Below are 25,925 nucleotides of genomic sequence, written 5' to 3' on the forward strand. Positions count from 1 at the left end.
TGATTTTCTATTTACTTCAAGTATAGCATATCAAAAATTCCAAATAATGAAACTTTCTTTCCCACTAAAAAACTTTTCGTCAACGCTAGACGAAAAGTTTTACTTTAGGATTCAATAGAATCTACAATCTTATCATTTTCTTTTGATTCATTTAGCCACTCCGAGACAATAATTTTAATGATTGCAGCAACAGGAACTGCTAAAAACATCCCTAAGACGCCGAAGTACGCTCCCCCAATCGTAATTGAAACAATAATTAAAATCGGATTGACATTTAGGGCATCTCCCATAATTCGAGGACCAATAATATTGCCGTCAATTTGTTGTAAAATTAATAAAACTAGTAACACCGTAATGGCTTGAGTAACACCACCTGTGAAAAGCGTAATCACACCAGCAACAATTGACGCAAAAATCGAACCAAAATAAGGAATCATATTACAAATACCTAATAAAATCCCCAAAGTCACAGCAAATTTCACATTCAAAATACTTAACAAAATCGTTGATGAAACGCCAATAATACAAGCATCAAGAAATTGGCAACTGATAAATTTATAGAAAATTTTATTCGTTGTATTTAACCAAGTTTGTGTTTGCTTGTACACTTTTTCAGACAGCAATTTGTGGGCGGCCTTTTCAACAAATGTCAAAATAGATTGCTTAAATACCAGCGCATAGATTGAGATAATCAACGTCAAAAATGCATTTAAAAAGAATGAAGAAACATTTTTAGTCAACGTTCCTAATGAAAACAACGCTTGTGTCCATTGATTTAAAAAACGTTCCGGCGACAAATCTTTAAGGACACTATTTAAATATTTTTCAATCGCGGCTGTTTTTAAAATCCCTTTATCTTCTAAACTCATCACAAACTGAACCATGTGATCATAAAAAGTGGGTAAAGAGTTTGCTAAATCTACTAAATTACTAATGAGTAGCGGAACGATATAGTTTAATGTCAAGACAAAAATAAACAAAATAATCAGGTACAAAAGGAGTACACTCAAGCCGTGTTTCGCTTTTTTAACGACTGGTAAAGGAACTCTTTCTAGTAATCCCTCGATTTTTTTCTGACTTCCACTCAATAAATAAGCAATCACGAACCCAGTAATGAATGGGGATAAGATGCCCAACAAACCCGAAACACTATGGACAAAGTGCTGATAATTCGTGATTAATAAATAGCCAACAATCAGCGCCATTACAAATAAAAAGCGGACAACCCAGTAATTCCAATCAACATTGTATTTCTTCAATCACTTCACCTCTAAATAAATTATGCCTATCATTGTAATTGTAAACGATTTGTGGCAAAAGGCAAGTTTGTCCATTCGTTCTTGATGAAATACACAAAGAAGCCTGACACTTTAAAAAATGTGTCTGTTTATTCTGCAGTATAAAAATGAGGCACTAGACCTTGCTTCTTTTCATAAAAGAAGTAGAGCGTGGGACAAAAATCACTTTGGATTTTTGCTTCACGCTCAAAAACTGATAAACGGCGGGAACAGAAGCAACACTACGCGTTGCTCCGATCTCAACAACTTCTAAGGTGTTTTCTCGACATGCGTCTCGTCACAGTACAGCCTTCAAAAGAGCTAAAGCTCTAAGAGTTGCGATGTTTCACTGTGAAGCATGAACAGATGAAATCATCGTACCTACTTGGTGAAGGTCCTTCGGAACTTACAAGGATAAAACTGTGACGAGCCTTTGGCGAGAAAACAATAAACTGAAATTGTTGAGAATCACGAAGAACGTAGTGATTCGATGATGAACAATACCTACTTCGCAGAGCTCCGATCTCATCAATCTCTAAGTGATAAATCACTAAGAATTGAAGGACTTGGTCTCCAAAAATTATAGAACAATTTCCGGAAATTCCTTCTTATTGCTGAGAAACACTATTTGCAAAGCAAATAGATGTTAAACAGTACCTACTTGGTTCTCGGAGTTAAACACTTCTGTCCCGACCTCTTCTAGATAGACTAAATTTATTTTTTCGATTCCACTGTGACCGTAAAGTTATCCATAATGAAATCTTTATCGGCACCTGTTGTAAAAATACCAAACGTAGTGTTTCCTGAAGCATCCCCAATTATTTCTGCTTCATAATGCTTGGTTTGACCATCTGCTGCTGTCGAAGTCAACTCACCGACTGGCTTAAAGTCATTGTTATTTTTCAACTCCCCATTAATGGTCCCAGCAGTAAAGACATTTTCACCATCAGTTTGATAATCAAATTGGACCGTATATTTCTTGTTCGGTTCAAATTTAATATTTTGCGGAATTGTTTGAAGCATCAATCCTGCTCCTTGTTTATGGGCTTTCAAGGACCAGTTGCCTTCTAATACATCTGAAACAAGGTTTCCATTCCAACCATATTGTGTGTAAGGTTCATTTCTTTCTGATAAATGAATCCGTGGATCTTCTACACCACCAGCTGAGCCTTTAACAAACGGATATAACCCAACTGCTTGTGTGTCTTCAAAATCTTGCTTAATAACTGTTTGTTTGTCTGGGTTCATGATATCCGTTTGACGCTCAACAATTCGTAAATCATCAAATTTTGTAACGGAATTGCCTTTATCAACCGCTAACGTCACCGAGCCTTTTTTGGCATTATCTGGGATTTCAAAATCAATTCGCATATTTTGCATATACTGCGGATTTTTCCTGCTTGTATGGTTAATATCTGCCTGAATGTAGTTTTGGGCAACCGAATTATTCACTGTCCGCGTATATTTTTTACCACCAATTTTAACAGTTACTGTGGCTTTGCGATCATGTGTTTCTGTGTTTAGATACAAACTATATTTTCCTGGTTTAGGAAGATTGATGTCTTGTTTGATTTCGGTTCTTTCTTTTTCTGAACTAAAGACATAATCACCGTTAGCATCTTTTTTAACCTCTCCATCACCTCGGAAAACTTTCCAGTTATTTTTCAAGGTATTGGCTTCATTAAATCCAGGATCTTTAAATGGTGTTCCTGTTCCAAATGTCATCGGTTCAATACTGTCAGGTTCAGCAATGACATACGGTGTATTAGCCTCGGCTTGGATGGTCACTTGGTTATTTGTAGTGGCAATTGCGCCTTTGTCAATACGCCCTTGATCTGTTAATTCATATAAATGTAAATTCGTTTTTCCTTGCATTTTCTTATCCAATGACCAAGTGCTGGTACCGCCTTTTGGATTCCAGTGATATAGTTTGTCTTGACCATTGACATTCCAAGGCAGTAGATACGCATCACCTTTTAGAACTTCTGTCTCATTTAACGTAATGCTTCTTGGCGAATTAGCATCTGCTTGAGTAACGGTCACTTTTTCAGCACCGTTCGCTAATTTAATCGTGCCATAGATTTGACCATCTTCTGCTGTTGTAGTTTCCCAGTTCGTAATTTGGTAATGTTGTAAGAACTTAGTTGGGACATTAATGGCAAAAGTTTTTTGGCGATAGGTATTAAAATTGGTTTTACCCACCCAACCTTCATAGGCTTCAAATTCAGCTCCACCTAACAAAGGGTTGTCGGAAATAATCCAAGTGTCTTTTTGGTGATTCCGAATAAAACGAACGATTGTACTGTTAAAGCCTTTCGTTGTTGTACCGCCGTAATCTTTTTCTGCAGACCAATGGTTCCAAACCGAGTCATACTCTAAAGCATTCGGAAATTCATTGGTTGTAAACCAACCGAGTGAATTAATTTCTTTACTTAGTTGACGACTTGCCCAACCTGATTCGCCTTGGTTGCCCCAAACATCAACATAAATATAATCTAGATTCGGTGCTTTTTGTTTTAATTCTTTAAAGCGCTCATAGCGACGACCACTCAATGCATCGGGTCTTTGTTTAATAAAATAAGACGGATCTAACCAATCCCAGCCACGCTTCGTTGGATCAACTAATTCCTCATTAAATCTTTTTGCTTCTGGGTAAGACTCGGTGTCATTAATATGCACACCGAAAACGGCATTTAATTTATGGCCTTCATCAATTAATTGATTCAACGCTTGTTCCCCGCCAGGTCGCTGACCAATAGCACCGTAATCTGGATGCGCAGAATCATGTCCTTCATTTTGATACCCTTTTAGTAAATTCATTTGTCCTAATCCATCTGTTAAATTGTAAATGCGTTTTGATTCGTCTAACGTTACTAAGAATGGGTTTGTCGCCTGACTAGCAAAGTTAAAAGGAATCCGTTGGTTGACTAATTCAGGGACTTTTTCCGCGCCCATTGGGTTATTCATAATTGAACGGAACCCAATTGCCGCATCTTGCCAATCCACCCGCTTGTCGTCATTGCTATCTTTTGAGAATTTAACTTTCACTTCTGGCGTTTCCCCAGTTGTGTAATCTTCCGGTGCATCAAATGGTCGATAGGTCCATGCCCCACTTGACAAGGTTGTTACAAAACCAGTCGCCGCTTCTTTTGTTTGTTTATGGATTCGATTGTTGTCACTACCATCGACAGAGCCGTCTCCATAGGCGTTCGTCCAAAAACTTGCAGCATAATTTGCTGTATTTAAGAAACCGTACATATATTTTTTCGTTTCTTCTTGACTAGTTGTAGTTAAATCTTGGATAGTATCACCATTTTTATTTCCGTTATTTGCATTTGTCCCAGTATTCATCACAACGCCAGCAAAAGTCGCCCCTTCATCTGTACTATTGACAGAAATCAAGCCTTGATTTGGAATTGAAATTGTGTGTATTTTGGTTCCTTCTTCACGAATATCTGAGAGTTTCATAGCTAATTCTTGGCCTTCTGAAACAGTCAATGTCGTTGTGAAACGCAGACCAATTTCTGGGACAGCTACGTTATAAACGGCTTGATTTGCTTCACTCTTCTGTTTTTCAGCAGTTGCTTTATATGCTTTGCCATCAATCATTACTTGGTCAATTTTCTCGTGTTGGCCATTAAAAATCACTTGATTACTCTGAGGTTCTTCGTAGCGAATAATTCGTGGAAATTGTGGATCAACCACGGCTGTTAAATCTGCAGAAGAGATTTTGTCGCCTTTTTCAGCTTCATTGTCTTTAGCAACAACAACGCTGGCTTTTGCTTTGATATTTGTATTTTCCAAAGTACCGTCGACTTCAAAAGTCCCTGGTTCTTTGTATGCATCAGGATCGATTTCATCCCAACGGACTGCTTCATTGGCTTCTTTACCAGTATTATAGGTCACTTTTACTTGTTTCGGTAATTTTGGTGCGACACCAATTTTTGTAAAAACTTTGACTGGCGCAATTTGTGTCACTTCTGGCACAATTTCTGGAATGCTATCTACGGGGCCATTTTTAAAATAGTCATAATTGACAATTTTTTTGTCGTACCACAAACGGACACCCACATGTCCGGCTTCTGTTGGAATTTTGTCTCCGTTGGACAAAACAGGTTCTCCTTCGTAAATCAACGTGGTGTTAAGCCAGATAGTAATTTTTTCACCAACATAACGTACTTTCAACAAATAATTCGTATCTTCATTTAACGTTGGCCCAGAAATCGAATCATTCCACGAATTAGGGCTTTCAACTAACCATTTGCCATTCGCGTTATAGCCTACAAAAACCCAGCTATCTTTGGTATTACCACGTATAATCACACCCGTTCGACCGCTTCCAGCAGTGTATTTAAACTTTGTTTCTACTTCACCATCAGCTAATTTAGGGGAATCTAAATTTAAAGATACGGCATTATTACCTGCTGCTGCATCTCGTGAAATCGCCAATGACTCTCCTGCTAATTCTCGATTTGTTTTACCAATCACATCTTGCCACTCACCAATTTTCCCTCCTGGAAAATCAGATTGCCACAATTTTTCTTCGGTTGCGGCAGGTTCCACCATTGATGAGCTTGTTTCAGTGCTGCTGTTTGTTGTTTCTTCTGCAGACGTACTTAATGGTACTAAAATCGTTGCGCTTGCCAATAGTGTCAATGTACTAAATCGTTTTATTTTTCCATGTTTCATCTGATAAATCAGCCCCCTAACATTTTTTGAACACGCTTTCATTATTAGCAATTAAAGGGGCGTTCCAAAAATAAATTCTTTTATTTTTGGAACGTCCATCTCTAAATCATTCTCTTAAAAACTTTGATTACTTACGACAACAAGTCAGAATTATTCATCCTCGTCATCTACTGCAACATTTAGCAGCAATTCGTTGACTTTCACAATACTTTCTGCTGATTCCTTAACATAGTCACCTTCAATCGCTAATAAACTTGCATTTACATAGCTGATAACCATCGGTAAATTCATCCCAGTATATAAGTCAAACGAAGCACCTTGCATAATTTTTTTAGATAAAATATTACAAGGTGTCCCCCCTAATAGATCAGCAAAGACAACAAAATCTTCTAACGATTCCGTAATCGCTTCAAATTTTTCTAAAAAGTCAGCTTCACCTTCTTCTGGTAATAAAGCAACAGTGGAAATTGTTTCTTGCGGTCCCATAATCATCTCCGCACTTTTTTTCAATTCCTCGCAAAAACGGCCATGACTTACTAAAACTAAATGTTCACTCATCGATTTTCTCCTGTCTTACTTATTTTGAAATAACACCTAACGCAGACAATGCGACACAGACAATTAATACGATAAAAATGGCTTTAGTAGACGTCATATTCTTTTTACCTAGCATCCAATAAACGCCACCGACAATTCCTGCAGGAAGTAGACGTGGTAAAATCATATCCAAGTTATTTTGCATGTTAAGTGTTACATCCCCAATACTTGGTGCCCATGATAGTTTGACATTAACCATTGTTGCCACTAAAGCGCCAACCATGAAGACCCCTAGTAAAGTTGCAGCATCTGTTAAGGCAGTTAAGCGGTGTTGCATAGTTGTTACCAAAGAAATTCCTTCGCGATACGCAAATTCCAATTGTTTCCAACGGAAGACCATCACGGCAATTTGAGCAACAATCCAGATAAAGATACCAGTTGGGTTACCATTAATCGCCATGTTGGCAGCTAGCGCCCCAAAAATAGTTGGAATTAAAGCTGCGAAAATTGAATCCCCAATTGCTGCAAACGGTCCCATTAAACCAGTTTTCAAACCTGAAACTGTTTGTTTTCCAGCAATGCCTTCTTTTTCTTCAATGGCCAAATCGATCCCTGTAATAATCGTATTAAAGAAGTTTGAAGTATTGAAAAATTGCGTGTGTGTTTTCATCACTTCTTTTAATTCAGGCGTATCATCCCCATAAATTTTACGCAATTGTGGCAAAATCGTATACAAGTAACCTGATCCTTGCATTCTTTCGTAGTTCCAACCTAATTGGAAAGTAAACAAGCTTCTGCGATTAATTTGTTTAAAATCTTCTTTCGTCAATTTATAATTAGATTTCGTCATCTTCAATCTCTCCTTCGTCTGAATCATTCGCTGCATGTTCTTTTTTTGCTGCTGGCCCACTCGGAATCATTTGACCATTTTTGTAGCTAATTGCGGCTAAAGCGAAACCAATTAAAGCGACTGCTAACATTGGTAGTGCGTTAAATACACCACTGAAGTCTTTCACAACGCTCGCAACAGATGTTCCTAAAAGTTGCATGTTTGTAAAGATTGTTCCTAGTAAAGCAGTTACAGTGAAACCAAGAATTAAATAAGGGAAATGTTTTTTCACTGGTAAGTAACGTAGTAAAATTGCAAAACCGACCGCTGGTAAGACCGCCCCAGCAACAGACAAGCCATCACCTAACCATTTCAAATCGCCATTTAGGACAGATACAACTTTTTGTACTAAACCACCACCAAAAGCAAGTGCTAAGAAGACTGGAATCATTCGAGAAAGAGACCAAGGTAAGGCACCCATTAAGAAGTTACGTTCAATTCCTTTGTAGTTCATATCTTCGACCATTTTATCAATCCGATGTGCAAAGTAGGTATTCGCAAAACGAGCCAAAATGTCTAATTGAATCATTAAACTAGCAACTGGTACTGCAATAGCAGCGATTGCTTGTTCAGGGTTCATTCCTAAAGACACAGAAAATGCTGTGGCAAGAATCGTACCTGAGTTAGCATCAATTTTGGAGGCACCCCCGAAAGTCCCAACTCCTAATACAGTTAATTGCATGCTTCCACCAATAATAAGTCCTGCTTTAATATCCCCCATCACTAATCCTGCAAAAAGACCTGCAAACACTGGCGCACTTAATGAAGAATAAATTTGTAATTCATCTAAAATTTGGTATCCTGCGTATAATGTTAATAATAAGATCTGCCACCATAAGATATTCATTTTTTGTTCCCTCCTATTTTGTTATCAAACTCATAAAGTCTTCCGCTTTGTCACTTGGCACCATTTGAGCAATCAGATGGACACCTTTAGCATTTAACTCTTTAAAAACCTCAATATCTTGATCGACCACATTGATTGACTTAGTAATCGACCGTGTTTCGTTTGTTTGAGACATGTTCCCAACATTGATTTCTTTAATCGGCACCCCAAGTTCTACTAGTTTTAATAAACGATCTGGTTTCCGTACCACAATTAATAAACGTTGTGAGTCGTATTTTCCTGCTAAAATATTTTGAGCAGCTTTTTCAATTGGTAACACGCTTAGTTTCACGCCAGCTGGTGTTGCTAATTTCAAACCACTTTTTTCAATGGCATTCCCTGCAACCTCATCATCAACGACCATAATTCTGGAAATATTCAATTTTGTCGCCCATAAATTTGCTACTTGTCCATGAATCAAACGTCCATCAATTCTTACGCCAATAATACTCATTGTAATCCCTCTTTCATTTCTTTATATAGTGGTTCTTTTACTAACTGAATTTCTGGTTGGTACGTTCCTTCCGTTTCAAAAATGACGATCTCATTTTGCCCTTCTTTTAATAATCCTTTGGGAATATATAAGGAAAGCGTCGGACCAACATTCCAGAAACGACCAAGATTGGTTTGGTTAACAAAAACAATTCCTTTGCCGAATTTAGAAACATCAATAAATGTATCTTTCACTTCTGCTAACTCCAGATGATACTGGTAAAAGCTTGGTTGATCCGGTTGCCATTCTCTTGAATAGTCTACCTGTTCACAGCTTGTCATAGGTAAACAATATTGTTGCCATTGCGTCATAAAATGTAAATCTGCCATGACACCCGTTCGAATCCCTTTTTTCTGAGTATCTGCAAATAATTTGTGCCCGTAATTGACACGACCCATATTTTCCATTAAAACATCGATTTGATTATTCTCTTGCGACAGTATAACGTAAATATCTTCGCCGATTTCCGTTTGATATTGCGTTGCTTGATGTATCTGATTGACAAATAATTGCAGACGATCACGACCGTCAATCACTCTTAGCTTTTCTTCTGCAGCATCTTTTTCAATGCTTGTTCGGTAAAGAAGATAGCCTGTATTTTGTCCTAATTGTTCCATGGTTTGCGGATAAACGCTGATTACTGGCTGACTAATCGTTTCTAAGGTCGCAAACAAACTCACTTTGTTGGTTAAAGGAATTGCTGTTTGCGCAAAAGAATCTTTTACTAATGGCTCAGCTTGTGGTAACGCAGGATACTCTTCGTGAAGCATTTTTTGTAACGCAAAATACTTTTCGGTTGGGTTCCCTTGTTCATCAAGTGGCGCATCATAATCATAGGAAGTGATTTGTGGTAAATCAATGGTTCCTCGTGCGGAGCAGCCATTCATAAACCCAAAATTGGTGCCGCCATGAAACATATATAAGTTGATACTGCCTAATGCTAATGCTTCTCTAACTGATTCAGCCAATTCTTGCGGATCTCGTTTAATAATTGGCTCTTTCCAACGGTTAAACCAGCCATCCCAAAATTCCATACACATTAGCGGCCATTTTTTACCATGTTCTTCAAAAAAGGCTTGCATCATACCGAAATTTTCTTTGGCTTTTGAGCCAAAATTTCCGGTTACTAAAATATCATCTTCAATCATGCTACCTGCCCGCAATGTTGCGCGCCATGGCCCGTCAGAAGTAAAAAATGGTGCTGTCACGCCACGTGCAATCATCAAATCGCGAATCGCCCGTAAATACGCTTTTTCTTCGCCAAATGAACCATATTCGTTTTCGATTTGAATCATTAAAATATTGCCACCGTTAGCAAGTTGATGCGGAACAATTTTTTCCATTAAAACATCATAATATTCCGCGACATGCTTCAGATAGGTTGGATTATTCGAACGCATTCGTCCTGGTTCATTTAATAGCCAGGCTGGAAAACCGCCAAACTCCCATTCTGCACAAATATAAGGAGACGGCCGCACAATCGCATATAGTCCAAGTTCTTGTGCTAATTTTAAAAAGCGCTCCAAATCTAATATTCCCTCAAAATGAAATGTTCCTTTTTGCGGTTCATGTAAATTCCATGGCACATATGTCTCAACTGTATTGAAGCCTAAAGCTTTCAAGTTATAAAGTGAATGATGCCAATCTGAGGGATCTACACGAAAATAATGAATGGCGCCTGATAAAATTTTAAATGGTTGATCATTTAAAAGAAACTCCTCTTTAATTTCAAATCTGTCCACATTGCCACCCTTTCTAGTAAACGCTTTCAATTCCTGGATAATTGCTAAATAAAGAAAGCTCTTTATTTAGCAATTTCGACTACTTGGATGTTCATAAGATGTTTGTTCACGTTCTCTACGTCTACATGCCCAGTCATTCTTTCTTGGGCATTAGCCATTCCAGCCGCCATGCCCCATTTTAGCAGTTCGGCAGCTGGGGCATCCTTGGCTAGTCCATATGCAAGACCAGCAATGGTTGCATCTCCTGAACCAACAGGATTTTTAGCTTGAATCGTTGGAATTTTTACACGATAGAACTGATCGTGATGTTTGGCAATTGCACCATCTTTTCCTAAAGATACGACAATCCATTCAATTCCAGCAAACATTGGTTTTGTTAAAGCTGTTTGTACAGCTGCTAATGGATTTTCTGAAAAATCTTGCTCTAGCAATCCTTCTAGTTCCTCTAAATTAGGTTTAATTAAATACGGTTTCCATGGTCCTTGAAGAACTTGCCTTAAACTATCACCAGAAGTATCTAGTAGCACTTTAACCTCTTGTGCGTGAGCTTTTTGAACTAATTCTTGATAAAAATTTGATGGTAATCCTTTCGCTAAACTGCCAGAAATTGTGACAATTTCTGCTTGCTTAATTAATTGATCGAAATTTTCAAGGAAGTTACTGATTTCTTCTGGTGAAACAGTCGGTCCAGCTTCTAAAATTTCAGTTTGATTCCCTTCGTGCAAAATCGCAATCGAATCACGCGTTTCTTCTTTGATTGACGTAAATGCTTGGGGGATGTTTGCTTTCTTTAACTCGTTTGCAATAAACGCCCCATGAAAACCACCAAGAACGCCGGTAGCGATAACATCTCCACCTAAATCATGAATGACACGAGTGACATTTAATCCTTTGCCACCAGGGGTTTTGGTCACCTGACTGGTCCGATTAACGGTATCAAGCTTTAGATGATCTAATAGGTAGGAGATATCAATTGACGGATTCATTGTTACTGTTACTATCACAGCTATGCCTCCCAATTACCCTTCGTTTACTTGAACTTTTGCATGCCAAGAGCTGGCGGTTGCCGCGATGACTTCATTTAAACTTTCAATGTTTTCTCGGCCTTCTGTTTTTAACCAATCACAAGCCGCAGTTTCTCCTGCTTCAACGAAAGGTTTCACGCCATTTTTCCACGTAGCACGGCCACATAAAACACCATTAAATGTTGAACCAGCTTCTTTAGCGAAACGTAGTGTTTCTTGGAATAGTTCTGTTGAGACACCGGCACTTAAAAAGATAAATGGTAAATCAGTGGCTTGACTTTGTTCTAAGAAATAATTCGCCGCTTCCTCTTTTGTATACGCTGTTTCAGCTGGCGCAAAACCTTCTACAAAATTCATATTAACTGGAACTTCCACTTTCAATACATCTACTTTATATTGGGGTTTAGAAAATTCTTTCATCATTTCATTCACTTTATGCGGTTTAACTTTTGCATATTCTAACGAAGTTGCATCTGCTATTTGTGCATCGTAAGAAACTAATTCTAAGTAAAATGGTAGGTCTTCTTCTGCACATTCACTCCCTAAGCGTTCAATAAATACATGTTTTTGATGATTGATTTCTGGATCCTCATCCACATCATAGTAGAGTAAAAATTTAATCGCATCTGCGCCTTCTTCTTTCAAGCGTAAAACAGACCAATCTGCTAGTAAATCAGGCAATCGTCCCGGAGTTGTTGCATCATAGCCCGTTTTTTCATAAGCGAGTAACAATCCAGCCTCGGTATCGCGTGCTTTTGCAGCAGGCAATCCATATTCTGGATCCAATAAAATAGCGGACGCATAAGGTGTCAATTCTTTCGAGACTAATTCTTTAAACGTTTCAATTTGTGCATCAGTTGGCTCTACATCTAGCGCTTTGATCATTTTTTTCAAGGCACCTCGTTGATCAATGGCTAATGCGCTAATGATTCCTTCTTGGGTTGACAAACGATCCATTGCCGCTTTTTTTCCAGCTGTTAACGTAAGCATAGTTCCTCCTCCAAATGTTGTATTATTTATAGTCATAAATCGTTACGCCTTTAACCACACGATTCACTGTACCTGTCGGTGAAGGGGTATCCGGTTTATTTCCAACTTTAATAGATGTTAAAAGTGCGACTGTTTGGGCTACCATAATATCTGCTAATGCTAAATAGCCATCAGGTAATAGAGCAGTTTCTGCGGAATATTCAATAGTTGAACCTGAGAAATTACGTTTGCCGGGTTGAGCAATCGCAAAAACACCCGCCGCAATTTCGTCACCGTGAACTTCTTCTAAGATATCCAAGTCATAATCTCTTGTGTATGGTGTATTATTAACAAAACCAAACATTATTGTTTTTTCATTAATAAATGATTTTGGTCCATGACGGAAGCCCATAGAAGAGTCAAAAATTGTGGCAACTTTGCCGGCTGTTAGTTCTAAGATTTTTAATTGCGCTTCTCTTGTCAAACCAGCTAAACTTCCAGAACCAACATAAACAATTCGTTCAAAATCAAGGTTAACAATTTCATTTAATTCTTCTTCACGGGATAGCACTTCTTCACCTAATTTAATTAGAGCGGTTACATAATCTTGTTTTTGCTCAAAGGCTGTTTGATCAAAGAGTAGTAATGTACCCAAGGTCATGCAAGAAAAGCTACCAGTCATCGCAAAACCACCATCATTGGAACGTGCTGGCATTAAGAATAAAAAGCTGTTTTCTTCTTTTTGGCTTATTTGTGCCAGTTGTCCTTCTTCGGCACAAGTAATCGCTAAATGATGAATTGTTTCAACCACTTGATTAGCTACTTCAACTGCCGCTAAACTTTCAGGACTATTTCCACTTCTTGCAAACGAAACTAGCAATGTTGGTTCGTCTTTAATCAGATAATCTTCTGGTTTGGCCACAATATCCGTTGTTCCAATACTTTCGAATGAAAAGGCTTGTGTGTCGCTGTGTGCTCGGAGATAAGGTACAACCGTATCACCGACATATTGCGAAGTCCCTGCTCCTGTAAAAATTACTCTTGTGCGTTTTCCTTGCGCTTTGGCTTGGACTTCTTTTAAAAAGTTTTCCAAAGCTGTTTGATTTTCATGATAAAGTGTCACGGTTTCTTGCCAAAGCTCAGGTTGCTGACGAATTTCACGTGTTGTGATTTCCGCTCCTAGTTGTTCTAGTTCTTCTTTTTCTGCTGTAAACATACTTAACTCTCCTAACTATTCCGAATATGGCGTATCTGATAATGAAATTGATCTGCTCGCGCCACACTCAACGTAAATTCAATAATTTCATTTTTCATGTTATATGTCTGGCGTGCTAAATGAAGGACTGGCGCTCCTTCTGGAATCATCAATAATTTGGCATCTTCTTTTGACGCAATACTAGCGTATAATTCTTCATCAGCTAAACGAATGGTTTGCTTAAAATCTTCCGAAAATAGATCATATAATGGCTTGCTACGTAGTAATTGATCCGTAAGTGATAAGAAAAATTTCACAGGCAAGTATGTGTCTTCAACCATTAATGGCTCGTTATCAGCAATCCGCAACCGACTTAATTTAAAAACTGCCTCTCCTAACGACAGATTCAAATGCTGACAAATAAATTTATCCGCTTCTATTTTTTCGAAAGATAATATACGGGTATGTGGTTTTCGACCCAGCCCTTTCATTTGTTCTGTAAAACTATATGCGCCAGCTAAATCAGCGGCCTCTTTTTTTATATCTGAAACAAATGTTCCTTTGCCATGACGACGATAGATGGAACCTCTATTTTCTAGTTCTTGTAGCGCTAACCGGACCGTCGTCCGACTCACTCCATATTGTGCAGTCAATTCACGTTCAGAGGGCAACTTGTCATGAGGAATCATGCATGTTTCGATTCGTTCCTGCAGCAAATCGACAAGTTGATGATACAAAGCTTTGTTTTTAAAGGCATTTTCCATAACTTTCTCCTTTACCTTAACTGGTTATAACCACAAACCAATAGTACGGTGGTTTTTTTTATTTTGTCAATAAAAAGTATTAATAAATATCTTCATACCGCTATAACCTTGAAATGATAACGTTTACATTTTTTTATTTTTCTTTATTGTAATATTTTTTTACTAAATAAATCATTTTTTTATAAAAAACCATCCTTAAATATGATACCAGTTAATAAAAAAAGATCCTCTAAAAGAGAATCTTTTTTTGCTCATTTTTCATATACAGATAGATATTCTTTATTTTTTTAACTTCGGTGTACCATACATTTTAGGTGTAACAGGCTTTAAGTTAGGAGCTTTCCCTTCAATTTTTGGTTCTTTTAACCATTGATATTCTCCTTCTCCATCTAATGCTTTACCACTAGCCCATGAGCCTTGACTGCTTGCATCTCCTTCAGAAAAGTTATAGAAATCATAGGCAATATCCAAACGTTCTTCTTCTCTAGGAAAAGTGCTTGGAACTAAGATAGAGCCCTCTTTTGTTTCCAGTTCCTTCACTGCGCTTGCCCATAAATTTTGATGATAGCTATCTCTAGCTAAAAGGACAGAAAGTAAATCTTTCACTCCACGGTCATCAATCATTTCGTAAATTCGAGCAACTTGTAAGCGTCCTTGTGATTCTGCATTTAAATTAGCACGAAAATCAGCTAACATATTTCCACTAGCAATAATGTACCCACCACTCCAAGGATTTCCAACACTATCTACGGGACGTGGCCCTAAACCAGCAACAATCGCATGCTGGGGATTCATCCCAGAAATAATTGCCCCAATTGTTGGATCTTTTTTCATTGCTTCTTCTTGATCTTCCACTGGTGCTCCTTCAAGTAGACGAGCGACCATTGTCGCAAGCATTTCAACGTGGCCCAACTCTTCAGTAGCGATATCCATTAACATATCTTTATACTTTTCTTCTCCGCGACAACTCCATCCTTGGAATAAATACTGCATTGCTACACTCATTTCACCGTACTGTCCACCAATTAATTCTTGAAGATACTTTGCAATTAACGGATTTGGTTTGTCTGGTTTCGCCTCAAACTGTAATTCTTTTTGGTGTCTAAACATGATTCATCCTCCTATATAATAAATTTTAATGCCTCTTTATTTTGAATAATCTTTTTTGTAAAGATGATAACCAAAGGCTACTGAGATAATGAGCGCACCTAGGACGACTAATAAAAACCCTAAACCAGAACTTTTACCTGGTAGGCCGCCAGTATTCATACCCCAAACACCAGCAATCATCGCTGGAATTGAAATAATTAAGGCCGCTGAATCAAGATATTTCATTAAATGATTTAATTGGTTATCCATCATGCCGCTAAAAAGATTGCCAATACTTTCTAAAAGGTCTCTATAAATCGAAATCATTTTTTCGGTTTGTCGTTGTCTTAATTGAACGTCGTAAAGTAGTTTTTTATCGGATAATCGTTGAACAAACTGGGAAGATTGCCAGAGTAATTCTAACGTGCTTTTTTGATCTCTTAACGTATGATCAATGTAAACAATTTCTCTTTCTAAATCGGCTTGTTTGTACAATTCTTCATTTTCTGTAGTCATACGTGCTTTTTTATCTAGACGATCGATCCGTTGTTTCTTTTCCTTTAACTCTTCTACATAATGTGAGTAGATATCTAAAATCGCATACGTTATTAGTTTTTCAAACGTATCTATTTTGCAATCATATTTTTCTAATAAACGATCAAAAAAATGATTGTTCTCGTTAGTGCATGTAATTAAAAGGTTTTCTGAAGAAATAAAGGAAATAGGTGCTAAACGTTCCTCAATGTTCTCGCCCTCTTTCAAAAGGTTCATAAGCACTAGCGAAATCGGTTGTTTCAACGTCGTTCCCGAAAGAGCTTCAAACCGAGAAACTTCTTCTGGATACGACGTACCCACAAAAATATCTTTAGGAAAATTATACTCTTTAATTATTCTTTCAATTACCTGGGTTTCACTAGTGTCAATCACTAACCAATTAAAATCTTTTTCTTCTGTCTCCCTCACTTGTTCCCCACCAATAAAGTAGTACTTGGGCATTATAAATCTCTCCTTCTAAAAAATATTTCGAGTAAACGCACAATGCCTAGCGCAAATTAGTCTTCTTTACGTCTCCACTTTTCTGTAGTAATTAATTGAGGTGTACCTCTATTATTCTAAATAACAAGGGTTATCAAACATGTTCAACAGCTTTACTATTTTTGGCATAAGAAAGATATTTACTAAATGTTTTTGCACAACGAAAGGCAGTCCTGTTCGCATATTGATCATAATAACGCTTGGTATACCACTGAAATTCTTTCGTCCAAGGTTTGACATGGCCAGTAAAGTGGATAATGGATGGTGCTCTTCTCGTTTCTTCATATTGTCTTTCTCCATAAATAGTCGGATGTTTTTTCGCTTTTGACAGAATATAACCTTGGGCATTCCACTTAGGATGTAACAAGGTCCAACGGTCGTGTAAAACCGCATTCAATGCATCTTGATCATGGAAACGTAATTTATCGGGATTTTGTTCAATAAATCTTAAAACTTTAGTAGTTACATCTAAATCCAACCATTTTTTTACATCGATTAGCAACAAGCCTGAGTTAAAATAACACATAGATTCTGCAGGAATCGCCATTTTTTCCAAACGTTGATGGAATCCTGCATCTTCCACAGCAGCGATGATATTTTCACCTAAATCTACTGTCCATAATTTTGCGACATCATCTAATGCAATCATGTCACAATCCATATATAAAAGTCGGTCGATCTGGCTTCCTCTAAATAACTCTGGAATAGCAATCCTATAGTAGGCTGTTTTGGGTATTCGCTCACTGGTTACAACATTTTTGAAAAAATGTGGGTTAATTTTTAAAAATGTTAACTCTGCATTGAGTTGGGTATGTTTAATCGTAAAGTACAATAGTTGCTTGCTTTCAAAATTGATATTGTCATCAATCACATAAAAATGAACAGCTGCCGCTGAAGGACTATTTTCTAAAATTGAAACAAACATAGCAGCAAGATGCGGTACAAAGTTGGTATTGCAACAGGAGACGATTGCTAGTTCTTTTCTATTTTCCATTTCTTGCACCTACTTTCTTTAACTTGTTTAGATAAAGAGCTGTATAAGGATGATTTTCTAACGTATTCCAGGGTTTATCGTGACCAGTAAAATGAATAATCGCTGGCTCTTGATTTCCCGCTGCATATAATTTTTGGTAAGCCTCATTAGGCGCTTCATGACGATTAAAAACTAAAGACGTCTGCATATTCCATCTTGGTTCTAAAGCTAGCCAATCTTCATAAAGAACGGCGTTTAAAGCATCTTGATCATGATAAACTATGCGGTCCCCATTTTCTTCTAGATACTGAATTGTTTTTTGGGTGATTGCTTTCTCGTTCCATCGGTCAATATCAATCATCATGACTCCTGAATTAAAATAATAATCGGATGAATGGATGCCCAAACGTTTCAAGGCATATGCTTGACCAGGATCAATAACTGCGCCAATCGTTTGGTTCACTAATGGCGTATCATACAATTGGGCAATATCATCTAAAACAAGCGTATCTGCATCTAAATAAAGAACCTTTTTATAGCTATATTTTTGTAAAAGTGACGGTAAAGAAATGCGTAAGTAAGCGGTCGTTGTAATATGGTCACTCACTAAAAAATTTTGATAGACTTCTTTGTCTGCTGTTAGAAATTCAACAGTCGCACTTTGTGAATTACTACTAACCGTTTCTCGGAGTGCTTTTTTGCTAGATAGCGACAGCCCATCATCAATCACATAAAAATGAACAGGTCTCTCCCCATGACAATTTTCTAAAACAGTTGTCATCATTACATTCAAATAAGGAGCATAATTTTCGTTTGAAGCTGTCACAATTGGCACAATCTTCTGAGTTTTTCTCATCAAAACCACTCTCCTCTTTCATCTTTTTATAGCTAAGTTCATAACCAGAATAGGACCGAAAAAATATTTATGCAAATCATACGCTTTAACAAACATAATTAAATTATAAAAAAAATATATTTTATTGCTATTAAAAAATATTTATGAGGAAACAAAAATAAATAATAGACCTCAAATTTAGGGATATATTAAGCAAAACAAAACCTACTTAATACTGCCACTACTATTTTTTTACTTCGGATAAAAGTATTGCTTCTAGATTTTCTTATTTGTTTTAATATTAAAAAAAATATTACCAATAAAAAACTGACTACTCAGTTAAGTAGTCAGTTTTTTGTTTAATAATCTTTAAAAATATTCTCATTTTCAAGGCTTAACTTCTGATAACCGCCATCTAACATTTCCTGAATACCGTCCTGGTACAACCTTTAAAGGATCAGCTTTAAAACGAAAATAGAGATCATAATCATTTAAACTTTTAGTTACATCCTTACCTTCTACTTCTTGCTTTAGAATTAACTGTTCATCTTTGGTTAATTGAAAAAGTAATGTTTGAGTATTCTTTTCAAAAAAACAAAGAGAGACCTCTTGTCCCCAGCTTTCTAGTTGTTCAACGATAGTTGCTAGTTGTCCGCTTAATTCCCAAGAGTAACTACTTGTATTTGTAATTGTCAACGAATCATTCTCTGGTAAATTTTCTATTTTCATATAGAAATAACCATCTTCACGCTTCGTTTGAACTAATTCGTTGATTGTCAAAGTGTTTCCAACAAAAGCAGTAGGAACTGTTGTTAATTCTATAATTCCTTTGAAATCAATGGCTTGAATTTTGGTTTCTGATTGATTTCCTTCAGCATCTACTGTATACATACCTACGTAATACATTTTTTCAGGTTGAAGCTGTGAAGTTTCGTATTCAATAGTTGTTTCAAAATTCTCCGTTAAATTTTCTCTCGAAAGATGTGCTTTTTCAATAAAAGTAGTCGTAGCTAATTCTTCTTCTGAAACAATAGGACTCATAAATAGTTTAGTGGACGTAGAATTTTCATCTTCAATTTGAACAGGAAGGTAGGCCTTACGTTTTTGTCTTACAATTTGAGGAGACTGAGCTGCCTCCGTTGCAGAAGAATGACCAGTTGTAATTGTCGGCATCCATTTCCCTGTTAGCTTGTAATAATGGGCAGCTGGATCCCCGGTAGTCACTGGTTTAGAAAAAGTATTCCCGGAAAAAGTACTAGAAACAGGAACAGTTAAATCCAGCAGGCTATTTATTTGAACGAGCTTATTTTTCACTTTGAAATAAAGACCATACAACGTGCCTCTTTCAAGTGCCGGTAATGTAATGACTATTTTGTCTTTTTCTCTTGTAAAAGGGAGTGCTTGTCCTCCCGTTGGTTGAGCGCCTGTCCCAATTTCTTGAGCACTCCCGAAGTAAACCTTATTCTCTAGCACTTCAAAGTTATCAGGGAGTGTCATTTGGATCCTCGTCCCGGCTTGTAAACGAAGTAAATCACTTGTTTGTAAATAATCAATCGCTGTCATATACGTGATTTCTTGACTTCTGTCGACAGAATGAACTTCGTTTTGAGGAATCCCAGTGTCTGCTAGCAATTGGTTATCCGCTGATTGTGCAACACCCGTACGTAATTGCAAATCTACCAGCCCTTCCACATTTGTAAATGAAATAGCTTTTGCTTGTGCATAGCCCCCGTTTGCTCCAGTAAATCCAAAATAAACACGTTTATTTTCATTTAAGCCTAAGTTATTTTTAAACTCCGTATCCACAGGAATCGTAATATTTAAGGCATAATCAGGAACAGAATAGGTAAATGTTCCCGCTTCTCGTTTAAATTCCACGATAAATTTATGCCACTTACTATCAGATAAATCTGTCACTCCTTTTTCATTTCGGTGATGAAGGACTTTGTCAATCTTAAAAATACCATCTTTTGTATAGGAAGTTTCTGCCCCCGGATAAGCCCAGGCAATATGATGACCTTTGGAACTTGTATCACGATCCATCATGCCATCGTTTGCAATAAGGTTACTATTATTGTTATAGAAGGTGTCAAATTCAATCGCCAAACTGTTAGGAATTGCCCCCTTACTTAGTGGTGTAGAATCTCCTGTGTTTGCCCATACTCCAATCGTTGGACCAGCTTCTTCGGCTATTGCTGTCGTACCATTACTTTGCATAACAAATGTTAATCCATCACTATCATTTGTTACATTTTCAATATAAAAAGCCATCTCAATTTTAAAATCATTTGTAAAACTCACTGGGTTATTAAACCAAACTGCCCCACTAGAACTCGGTGTTGTATCATTAATCTGAACATAGCGGTGATTTTCAGATCCACTTGGACTTCCCGCTTTTCCTACCGTCGAAATCATCGTTTGATCAATTGGCAATGTCTCAAACGCTGGTTCAATGATTGCTGCTAACCCTTCACCGGGAAAGAAAAATAGGCCACCAAAGAAAAGTAGTAAATAGGAAAGTAAAAAAAACAAGCCGCCTAATTTGCTGGGCTTCATTCTTGATTCACCCTCTTTTTATTTTTTAATTGGTAATATTTCCAAAGTAAGCCCAGAATTGCTAGTAAAAACACAATCAGCATTCCAACTAAAATTGAAAATATAATAGATTCATCTTTCTGTTTGGTGAAAAAGACTGTTTTTTGATTAATTGCTTTCGCTTGAGCAGCAGAAACAGTAAACGAGTCATCGAACACCCAGTTGCCTTTTGAGGAATGAATTGCGATATGAACATTATATGTTCCAGATTTTAAGGTTTCTTCCTTTAACTCTGTTAAAATTGGAATCAAGGAGTTAGGAGCAATTTGATAGTTGTCTGCTTTTTTCGTACCAATTATTTTTTTATTTGTTTTATCATAGACAGTTGTCTCAACGTTTACCTTACCAAATGCGGTAGGCTGGTTGTTTATCAAGGTACTTTTGATAACTACAGTATCATTTTTTATGACTGGCTCAGTTTTGTCAAAAAGTAAATTAGGCTCAGGCAGTGAACCCAAATCGGTGCGTAACCTGACACCGATTTGGGTTAGATATTTTGCCTGAATCATTGAATGCATTGCTTTTTCTTGGTTTGGGGAAGTAATTGTTTCAAAAGCAAAAGCACCTAGCACTTCACCAGTAATTTTTTGTCGTTGACTGTCTAACTGAAACGAAACTTTTTTACTTTCAGAAGGCTTCAGACTTATTATTTGTTGTTTTGGTTCAACAAATTGAGTAAATGACTGCCCCTGATACATTTCTGCAGTTTCACGGCTTTGATAAGCAATTATACCCGTAGATGTTGTATAACTGTTTAAAGCACTCGCTTTTACTTGCAATGTTTGTTCAGATGTATTTGTAACTAGAAGAGTCAACGTTTGTTTATTTTCCTGAAGATATAAATCAAAATATGTAGCTTCTGATACTTGATTTTCAGGATACTCGGGTGTCACAGTAAAAGCGGTCGTTTCCGCCTCTACAGACAGTACTTTACTATTTATGCTAAAAAATATGCTACATAATGTGAAAAAAAATAACAAAAAAGTAGTGTTACTTTTAACCGTCATGCTCTCTCCTCCTAACAGCCAAAATTTCAACTCTGTTGTTGAGCCATTTAACTTACAGACAAATTACTAAATTTTTTTGTCCAGTTTGCTTTATTCAGGGGTATAAGCGTTTGTTAACACCCAAGTAACCGTCCCACTGTAGCGGCCACTATTAATATTTTGTTTTGGAAAAGTTAACGTCGTGTTTGATAAATCAAATTCATTCGCTGCCAATCCAGTTGTTCCGTTTGCACTAGCGACAAGTGTTGGCTCAGTCGTGCCAGCATCAATTGTTGTCGTAGCAGTAACTGTCGCATCACCTTTTGCCCGTGTGGTTGCTAAATTCAATTTCGCAGATTGTAATTTTACGTTATTTTCATTTTTAATATCTGATAGTTTTAACGACAACATCCAGCCGGATTCGTTTGGCCCTCGATAATCAGATACTTTCGTTATCTCTGGTGTTCCAGTCAATGTTTGATCAGATTCCGCAACATCTTGAATCGTTAGCTCTCCAAAATTAAAGTTAGAAACTGCATCTAAATTTAAGATTCCTGGTTGAATTGTCAAAGATGCTTCACTTGTCAATTCAGCTGTTGGGTTCGCTTCAGCGGCATACGAATTGATTGCTCCATCTCCCAAAGTCACTCCCAGTACTGCTATTGTTGATAAAATACTTTTTTTCATCCTATCCCATCCTTTTTAAAATTTTCAAAAAATGACCTTAACCATCTAAAAGATAATTAGCCTGAATTGGAGCATAACACAAGATGTTTTTCCTTTTAAAAAAAGATGTACTATAAGTCATTTTCATTAGAGAAAGACCTTTCTATGATGGTATAATAGGGAAACAGAAAGAAACTTTCAGAGACCAAGGAGGAAAACTGGCGTGTATGGTCAAACAATCAGAAAAATTCGAAAAGACAAAGGGTTAACTCAAAAAGATGTTTGCCAAGGAGTTGTGACACTGAGCTATTACAGCCGAATTGAACGAAACATTAGTACCCCTACCATCGATATATTTATGGAGATCATAAAAAATTTGAATGTTCGATTAGAAGAATTTATGTATATTCACAATGACTATCAGAAAGCTTTAAAAGATCAGACTTGGTTTGAGATTACCGAACTTTATCATGCAGGAAATATGAAAAGTCTCGAGGACTATAAAACAGCGATTTTAACTGGAAAACTGCCACACGAAGAAGAAATTACGATTCAATTAATTAACCTGTTTATTTATCGTTTGGGTGGCAATGTCGTCGCCGAAAATATAGCTAATATTGTTCAAAACTTGATGAACTTAGAAAATTGGACTAGTAGGGAAGTCACGATGTTCATTACGATTATGGACGAAATTCCTATCGAAACCTTGTTAATTATTGTCAATCGATTGCTCAAAAAAAGAAATCTTTATTCTGCTTCTGATGGCTACAATTCTCCATATAGCAAAATACTCATCAATACCATCCTTCTCTGTGTAAACAACAAGTATCTCAACGAAGGGCTAAGTTATTTGAAACAGTTTCGAGCAATGTTAGAAATTCGAGATTTATACGGAAAAACAATGGCTTTATTCTTAGAAGGATTGCTTTGCTATGCCAAAGGAGCACAACTTGCGGGTACAAAAAAAGTTAATGAGGCCTTTCAAATTTTTCATTTATTAGAGATGGATAATTTTTCTCGCAAATACCAGCAATACTTTGAGTATATTAAAACTATCTATTAATAGGTTCATTTTTGTGACTTTTACAGTATTTACCATTGTCTCTAAAAAAACTATTATAAAAGCGAAGGACAAAAATCTAAAATGATTTTTGTCCTTCACTTCATACAAGATCCTTTTTCCCTTACAAAAGTTATCCTTCTTAAATGATCTATGGCGTAGTCGGATAATTTTGGACTGTCGTTTGATTGCCATTTTGACTAAACAAGCTAGTTGATTGTGCATTTTTTTGTTTTTCTACTTCTAAGACTTTGTTTTTTTCAAAAGCCACATCATAGTTGTAGTCCTTTGGTTGCACTTCTTGGAATCCTTGTGGTTTATAAAAACGTAAAAGGTTTTCCTGATTTAATTTGTCAGATAAACTTAACGATTTTTTCACCCAATCGTTATCTTTCGTGACTTCCGCTTTTAAATCTGCTGGAACTTGGTCTAATTTTTTTCCTTGATTATTGTAGATTTCCCCACCTAGATAAGAAAATTGAGGCGTTACAAAATCGCCATTTCTAAAAGGAACCACTTGTTTATATTGAGGAGATAAAAGGTCCGTGCCAAAATGGATATAATTTTTATCATCGACACCTAAAAGATGGTACAGTGTCGGTAAAACGTCAATTTCCCCACCATATTCGTGCATGATTTTCCCTTGCGTATAGCCTGGCATGTAAAACATCAAAGGTACTCTTTGCAATTGCGCATTGTCATAGTTTGTCCACGTTTTTGGATCGCGGTTGAAGGCTTTACATAAGTCCTTGTTGTTCGCATCTGAAATACCGAAGTGGTCACCATAAATAACAAAAATAGAATGATTGTATAAACTTGTTGTTTGCAAGTAATGGAAAAATTGTTCTAGCGATTGATCCAAATAGTGCGCTGTTCGAACATAATCATCCACAATCGAATTGCCTGTGTTCAATTTAGGAAACGGGAAGTTTTGGTCATCCGTATAATAAGGGGTATGATTGGTCACAGTTAAAAACTTCGCATAGAATGGCTGCTGTAAATGCTCAAGCTCACTAGCTGATTCACGCAACAATTGTTTATCTAAAATACCGTAACCTAGCATTTTGTCATCTTTTGAAAAATATGATCGATCAAAAAAGTATTGATATCCTAAGTTTTTATACACATGGTCTCGATTCCAAAAACTCCCCACATTTCCATGGAAAACAGCGGTTGTATAGCCTTTTTGTCCTAAAACTGCGGGAGCCGCTTCGAAAGTATTGTCTGATCCTAATTGTGTAAAAAGAGAGCCTTGCGGGAGCCCGAATGTTCCTGTTTCTAACATGTTCTCCGCATCACTCGTTTTTCCTTGCCCTACTTCATGAAAGAAATTATCAAAACTGATTGTCGCTTTGTTTTGATAGAGCTGATTTAAAAACGGTGTAACCTCTTGACCTTGGACTTTCATATTAATCAAAAATTGTTGAAAACTTTCTAAATGAATCACAAATACATTTTTTCCTTTGGCAATCCCGGCATACTGCGGATTAAGCGGTAAATTATTTTGCTTGGTAAATTTCATGATTTCAGGTAATTCGTTTGAACTAGCTTCTGCTCTTACCTCATTTGACATGGCTGTTTTGACACCATCGATGGCTGTGAATGCATCCAAGCCAAGATATTTTACAATATAATTACGGTCAAAAATTCTTTGAAGCAATTGAGGACGATCGGTTTCGCTTAAAAATAAGTTAACCGAAAAGAGCAAGACACTTAAACAACTAATTGAGATCGCCAATCTTCTGTTGATAGGTTTAGTCATGAAGACTTGATGATTCCGTCGCTGTTTAAAAGAGTAAAATACCAAAACGAGCAGCACTAAAGTATCTAGCCAATAAAAGACATCGTGGACTCTCATTAAAGCAAGTAAATCACCAGAAATCCCTTCTGAAACTTTTGAAAAGCCAAAAACAGATTGGATGGTAATAAAGTCAGTGAATTCACGATAAAAAATAATATTCAAATATAAAATTAATGTATTTAAAACATTTAAAAGAGTTAAGCTAAGCATAAATGTTTTATGCTTTTTAAAATACAAACTAAAGCCAAATAATAACAGCGTAGTAGCAACTGGATTGAACCACAAAATTTCTCGTTGGAGACTGCCCTTAACGCCCAATGAGAAATCTAGGTAATACGCCAGAATCGTTTTTGCCCAAAAGAGTAAAACAAAAAATAAAAAGAGTCCTAATCGGTTATTTATTTTTTTCATCTAAGTTT

At 36.8% G+C, this 25,925-nt stretch carries 20 protein-coding genes; 1 reads left to right on the top strand and 19 read right to left on the bottom strand.

What is annotated here, in order from left to right:
* Window positions 1-104: 104 nt before the first annotated feature.
* The 18 genes from MKZ30_RS07665 to MKZ30_RS07750 all read right to left on the bottom strand — a co-directional run bounded on the left by MKZ30_RS07665 (window position 105) and on the right by MKZ30_RS07750 (window position 22,666).
* Window positions 105-1,259 (bottom strand): AI-2E family transporter, encoded by a 1,155-nt coding sequence (locus MKZ30_RS07665; RefSeq protein ID WP_002386882.1) that lies wholly within the window; start codon window positions 1,257-1,259, stop codon window positions 105-107.
* Window positions 1,260-1,991: 732 nt separating this feature from the next.
* Entirely contained in the window at window positions 1,992-5,966 is a 3,975-nt protein-coding gene (locus MKZ30_RS07670) for an endo-alpha-N-acetylgalactosaminidase family protein (protein WP_033600634.1), read from the bottom strand.
* A gap of 150 nt (window positions 5,967-6,116) precedes the next feature.
* Complete coding sequence (locus MKZ30_RS07675) at window positions 6,117-6,524, bottom strand: PTS sugar transporter subunit IIA (RefSeq protein ID WP_002361967.1); 408 nt, start codon at window positions 6,522-6,524, stop codon at window positions 6,117-6,119.
* 19 nt (window positions 6,525-6,543) lie between these two features.
* The gene (locus tag MKZ30_RS07680; protein WP_002357254.1) at window positions 6,544-7,353 is read right to left on the bottom strand and encodes a PTS system mannose/fructose/sorbose family transporter subunit IID; all 810 of its coding nucleotides are present in this window, start codon (window positions 7,351-7,353) and stop codon (window positions 6,544-6,546) included.
* Window positions 7,340-8,239 (bottom strand): PTS mannose/fructose/sorbose/N-acetylgalactosamine transporter subunit IIC, encoded by a 900-nt coding sequence (locus MKZ30_RS07685; protein WP_002357253.1) that lies wholly within the window; start codon window positions 8,237-8,239, stop codon window positions 7,340-7,342. The genes MKZ30_RS07680 and MKZ30_RS07685 overlap by 14 nt, the downstream gene beginning before the upstream one ends.
* 13 nt (window positions 8,240-8,252) lie before the next feature.
* Window positions 8,253-8,732: a PTS sugar transporter subunit IIB gene (locus tag MKZ30_RS07690; protein ID WP_002408868.1), complete on the bottom strand. Its 480-nt coding sequence runs from the start codon at window positions 8,730-8,732 to the stop codon at window positions 8,253-8,255.
* Window positions 8,729-10,513 carry a glycoside hydrolase family 35 protein gene (locus MKZ30_RS07695; RefSeq protein WP_033600633.1) on the bottom strand — a complete coding sequence of 595 codons (1,785 nt, stop codon included), beginning with the start codon at window positions 10,511-10,513 and terminating at the stop codon, window positions 8,729-8,731. Before MKZ30_RS07695 ends, MKZ30_RS07690 begins: the two co-directional genes overlap by 4 nt.
* A gap of 62 nt (window positions 10,514-10,575) precedes the next feature.
* The gene (locus MKZ30_RS07700) at window positions 10,576-11,517 is read right to left on the bottom strand and encodes a hexose kinase (RefSeq protein WP_080279952.1); all 942 of its coding nucleotides are present in this window, start codon (window positions 11,515-11,517) and stop codon (window positions 10,576-10,578) included.
* A gap of 15 nt (window positions 11,518-11,532) precedes the next feature.
* A complete protein-coding gene (lacD, locus tag MKZ30_RS07705; protein ID WP_002357245.1) occupies window positions 11,533-12,528 on the bottom strand; it encodes a tagatose-bisphosphate aldolase in 996 nt (331 codons plus the stop codon).
* Window positions 12,529-12,550: 22 nt separating this feature from the next.
* Window positions 12,551-13,723, bottom strand: coding sequence for an AgaS family sugar isomerase (locus MKZ30_RS07710; protein ID WP_033600631.1), 1,173 nt, complete (start codon window positions 13,721-13,723; stop codon window positions 12,551-12,553).
* Between the two features lie 11 nt (window positions 13,724-13,734).
* Complete coding sequence (locus MKZ30_RS07715; RefSeq protein WP_010777698.1) at window positions 13,735-14,466, bottom strand: GntR family transcriptional regulator; 732 nt, start codon at window positions 14,464-14,466, stop codon at window positions 13,735-13,737.
* A gap of 279 nt (window positions 14,467-14,745) precedes the next feature.
* On the bottom strand, window positions 14,746-15,576 hold the full coding sequence (locus MKZ30_RS07720) for a manganese catalase (protein WP_033601048.1): 831 nt from the start codon (window positions 15,574-15,576) through the stop codon (window positions 14,746-14,748).
* Window positions 15,577-15,612: 36 nt separating this feature from the next.
* Window positions 15,613-16,551 carry a magnesium transporter CorA family protein gene (locus MKZ30_RS07725; protein ID WP_010777700.1) on the bottom strand — a complete coding sequence of 313 codons (939 nt, stop codon included), beginning with the start codon at window positions 16,549-16,551 and terminating at the stop codon, window positions 15,613-15,615.
* Window positions 16,552-16,684: 133 nt separating this feature from the next.
* The gene (locus tag MKZ30_RS07730) at window positions 16,685-17,584 is read right to left on the bottom strand and encodes a glycosyltransferase family 8 protein (protein ID WP_010777701.1); all 900 of its coding nucleotides are present in this window, start codon (window positions 17,582-17,584) and stop codon (window positions 16,685-16,687) included.
* Window positions 17,574-18,419, bottom strand: coding sequence for a glycosyltransferase family 8 protein (locus MKZ30_RS07735; protein ID WP_010777702.1), 846 nt, complete (start codon window positions 18,417-18,419; stop codon window positions 17,574-17,576). The genes MKZ30_RS07730 and MKZ30_RS07735 overlap by 11 nt, the downstream gene beginning before the upstream one ends.
* A 366-nt stretch (window positions 18,420-18,785) precedes the next feature.
* A complete protein-coding gene (locus MKZ30_RS07740) occupies window positions 18,786-20,954 on the bottom strand; it encodes an L-type lectin-domain containing protein (RefSeq protein WP_050444153.1) in 2,169 nt (722 codons plus the stop codon).
* A complete protein-coding gene (locus MKZ30_RS07745; RefSeq protein WP_033601047.1) occupies window positions 20,951-22,000 on the bottom strand; it encodes a WxLIP family cell surface protein in 1,050 nt (349 codons plus the stop codon). Before MKZ30_RS07745 ends, MKZ30_RS07740 begins: the two co-directional genes overlap by 4 nt.
* 90 nt (window positions 22,001-22,090) lie before the next feature.
* Window positions 22,091-22,666, bottom strand: coding sequence for a WxL domain-containing protein (locus MKZ30_RS07750; protein WP_002381796.1), 576 nt, complete (start codon window positions 22,664-22,666; stop codon window positions 22,091-22,093).
* A 202-nt stretch (window positions 22,667-22,868) separates the two neighbouring features.
* Here MKZ30_RS07750 and MKZ30_RS07755 point away from each other — a divergent pair, with 202 nt between their 5' ends.
* Window positions 22,869-23,708 carry a helix-turn-helix domain-containing protein gene (locus tag MKZ30_RS07755; RefSeq protein WP_033601046.1) on the top strand — a complete coding sequence of 280 codons (840 nt, stop codon included), beginning with the start codon at window positions 22,869-22,871 and terminating at the stop codon, window positions 23,706-23,708.
* 148 nt (window positions 23,709-23,856) lie between these two features.
* On the opposite strand, the gene MKZ30_RS07760 is transcribed toward MKZ30_RS07755, so the two are convergent.
* Complete coding sequence (locus MKZ30_RS07760) at window positions 23,857-25,917, bottom strand: LTA synthase family protein (RefSeq protein ID WP_002381784.1); 2,061 nt, start codon at window positions 25,915-25,917, stop codon at window positions 23,857-23,859.
* Window positions 25,918-25,925: the final 8 nt, after the last annotated feature.

It is taken from the genome of Enterococcus sp. LX10 (assembly GCF_023539285.1).
GTDB classification, from domain to species: Bacteria; Bacillota; Bacilli; order Lactobacillales; family Enterococcaceae; genus Enterococcus; species Enterococcus faecalis.

Excerpts from the sequence above, each read along its gene's own strand:
- MKZ30_RS07670 (WP_033600634.1), bottom strand. The coding sequence starts at position 5,966 with ATGAAACATGGAAAAATAAAACGATTTAGTACATTGACACTATTGGCA.
- MKZ30_RS07675 (WP_002361967.1), bottom strand. The coding sequence starts at position 6,524 with ATGAGTGAACATTTAGTTTTAGTAAGTCATGGCCGTTTTTGCGAGGAA.
- MKZ30_RS07680 (WP_002357254.1), bottom strand. The coding sequence starts at position 7,353 with ATGACGAAATCTAATTATAAATTGACGAAAGAAGATTTTAAACAAATT.
- MKZ30_RS07685 (WP_002357253.1), bottom strand. The coding sequence starts at position 8,239 with ATGAATATCTTATGGTGGCAGATCTTATTATTAACATTATACGCAGGA.
- MKZ30_RS07690 (WP_002408868.1), bottom strand. The coding sequence starts at position 8,732 with ATGAGTATTATTGGCGTAAGAATTGATGGACGTTTGATTCATGGACAA.
- lacD (WP_002357245.1), bottom strand. The coding sequence starts at position 12,528 with ATGCTTACGTTAACAGCTGGAAAAAAAGCGGCAATGGATCGTTTGTCA.
- MKZ30_RS07710 (WP_033600631.1), bottom strand. The coding sequence starts at position 13,723 with ATGTTTACAGCAGAAAAAGAAGAACTAGAACAACTAGGAGCGGAAATC.
- MKZ30_RS07715 (WP_010777698.1), bottom strand. The coding sequence starts at position 14,466 with ATGGAAAATGCCTTTAAAAACAAAGCTTTGTATCATCAACTTGTCGAT.
- MKZ30_RS07720 (WP_033601048.1), bottom strand. The coding sequence starts at position 15,576 with ATGTTTAGACACCAAAAAGAATTACAGTTTGAGGCGAAACCAGACAAA.
- MKZ30_RS07725 (WP_010777700.1), bottom strand. The coding sequence starts at position 16,551 with ATGCCCAAGTACTACTTTATTGGTGGGGAACAAGTGAGGGAGACAGAA.
- MKZ30_RS07730 (WP_010777701.1), bottom strand. The coding sequence starts at position 17,584 with ATGGAAAATAGAAAAGAACTAGCAATCGTCTCCTGTTGCAATACCAAC.
- MKZ30_RS07735 (WP_010777702.1), bottom strand. The coding sequence starts at position 18,419 with ATGAGAAAAACTCAGAAGATTGTGCCAATTGTGACAGCTTCAAACGAA.
- MKZ30_RS07740 (WP_050444153.1), bottom strand. The coding sequence starts at position 20,954 with ATGAAGCCCAGCAAATTAGGCGGCTTGTTTTTTTTACTTTCCTATTTA.
- MKZ30_RS07745 (WP_033601047.1), bottom strand. The coding sequence starts at position 22,000 with ATGACGGTTAAAAGTAACACTACTTTTTTGTTATTTTTTTTCACATTA.
- MKZ30_RS07750 (WP_002381796.1), bottom strand. The coding sequence starts at position 22,666 with ATGAAAAAAAGTATTTTATCAACAATAGCAGTACTGGGAGTGACTTTG.
- MKZ30_RS07760 (WP_002381784.1), bottom strand. The coding sequence starts at position 25,917 with ATGAAAAAAATAAATAACCGATTAGGACTCTTTTTATTTTTTGTTTTA.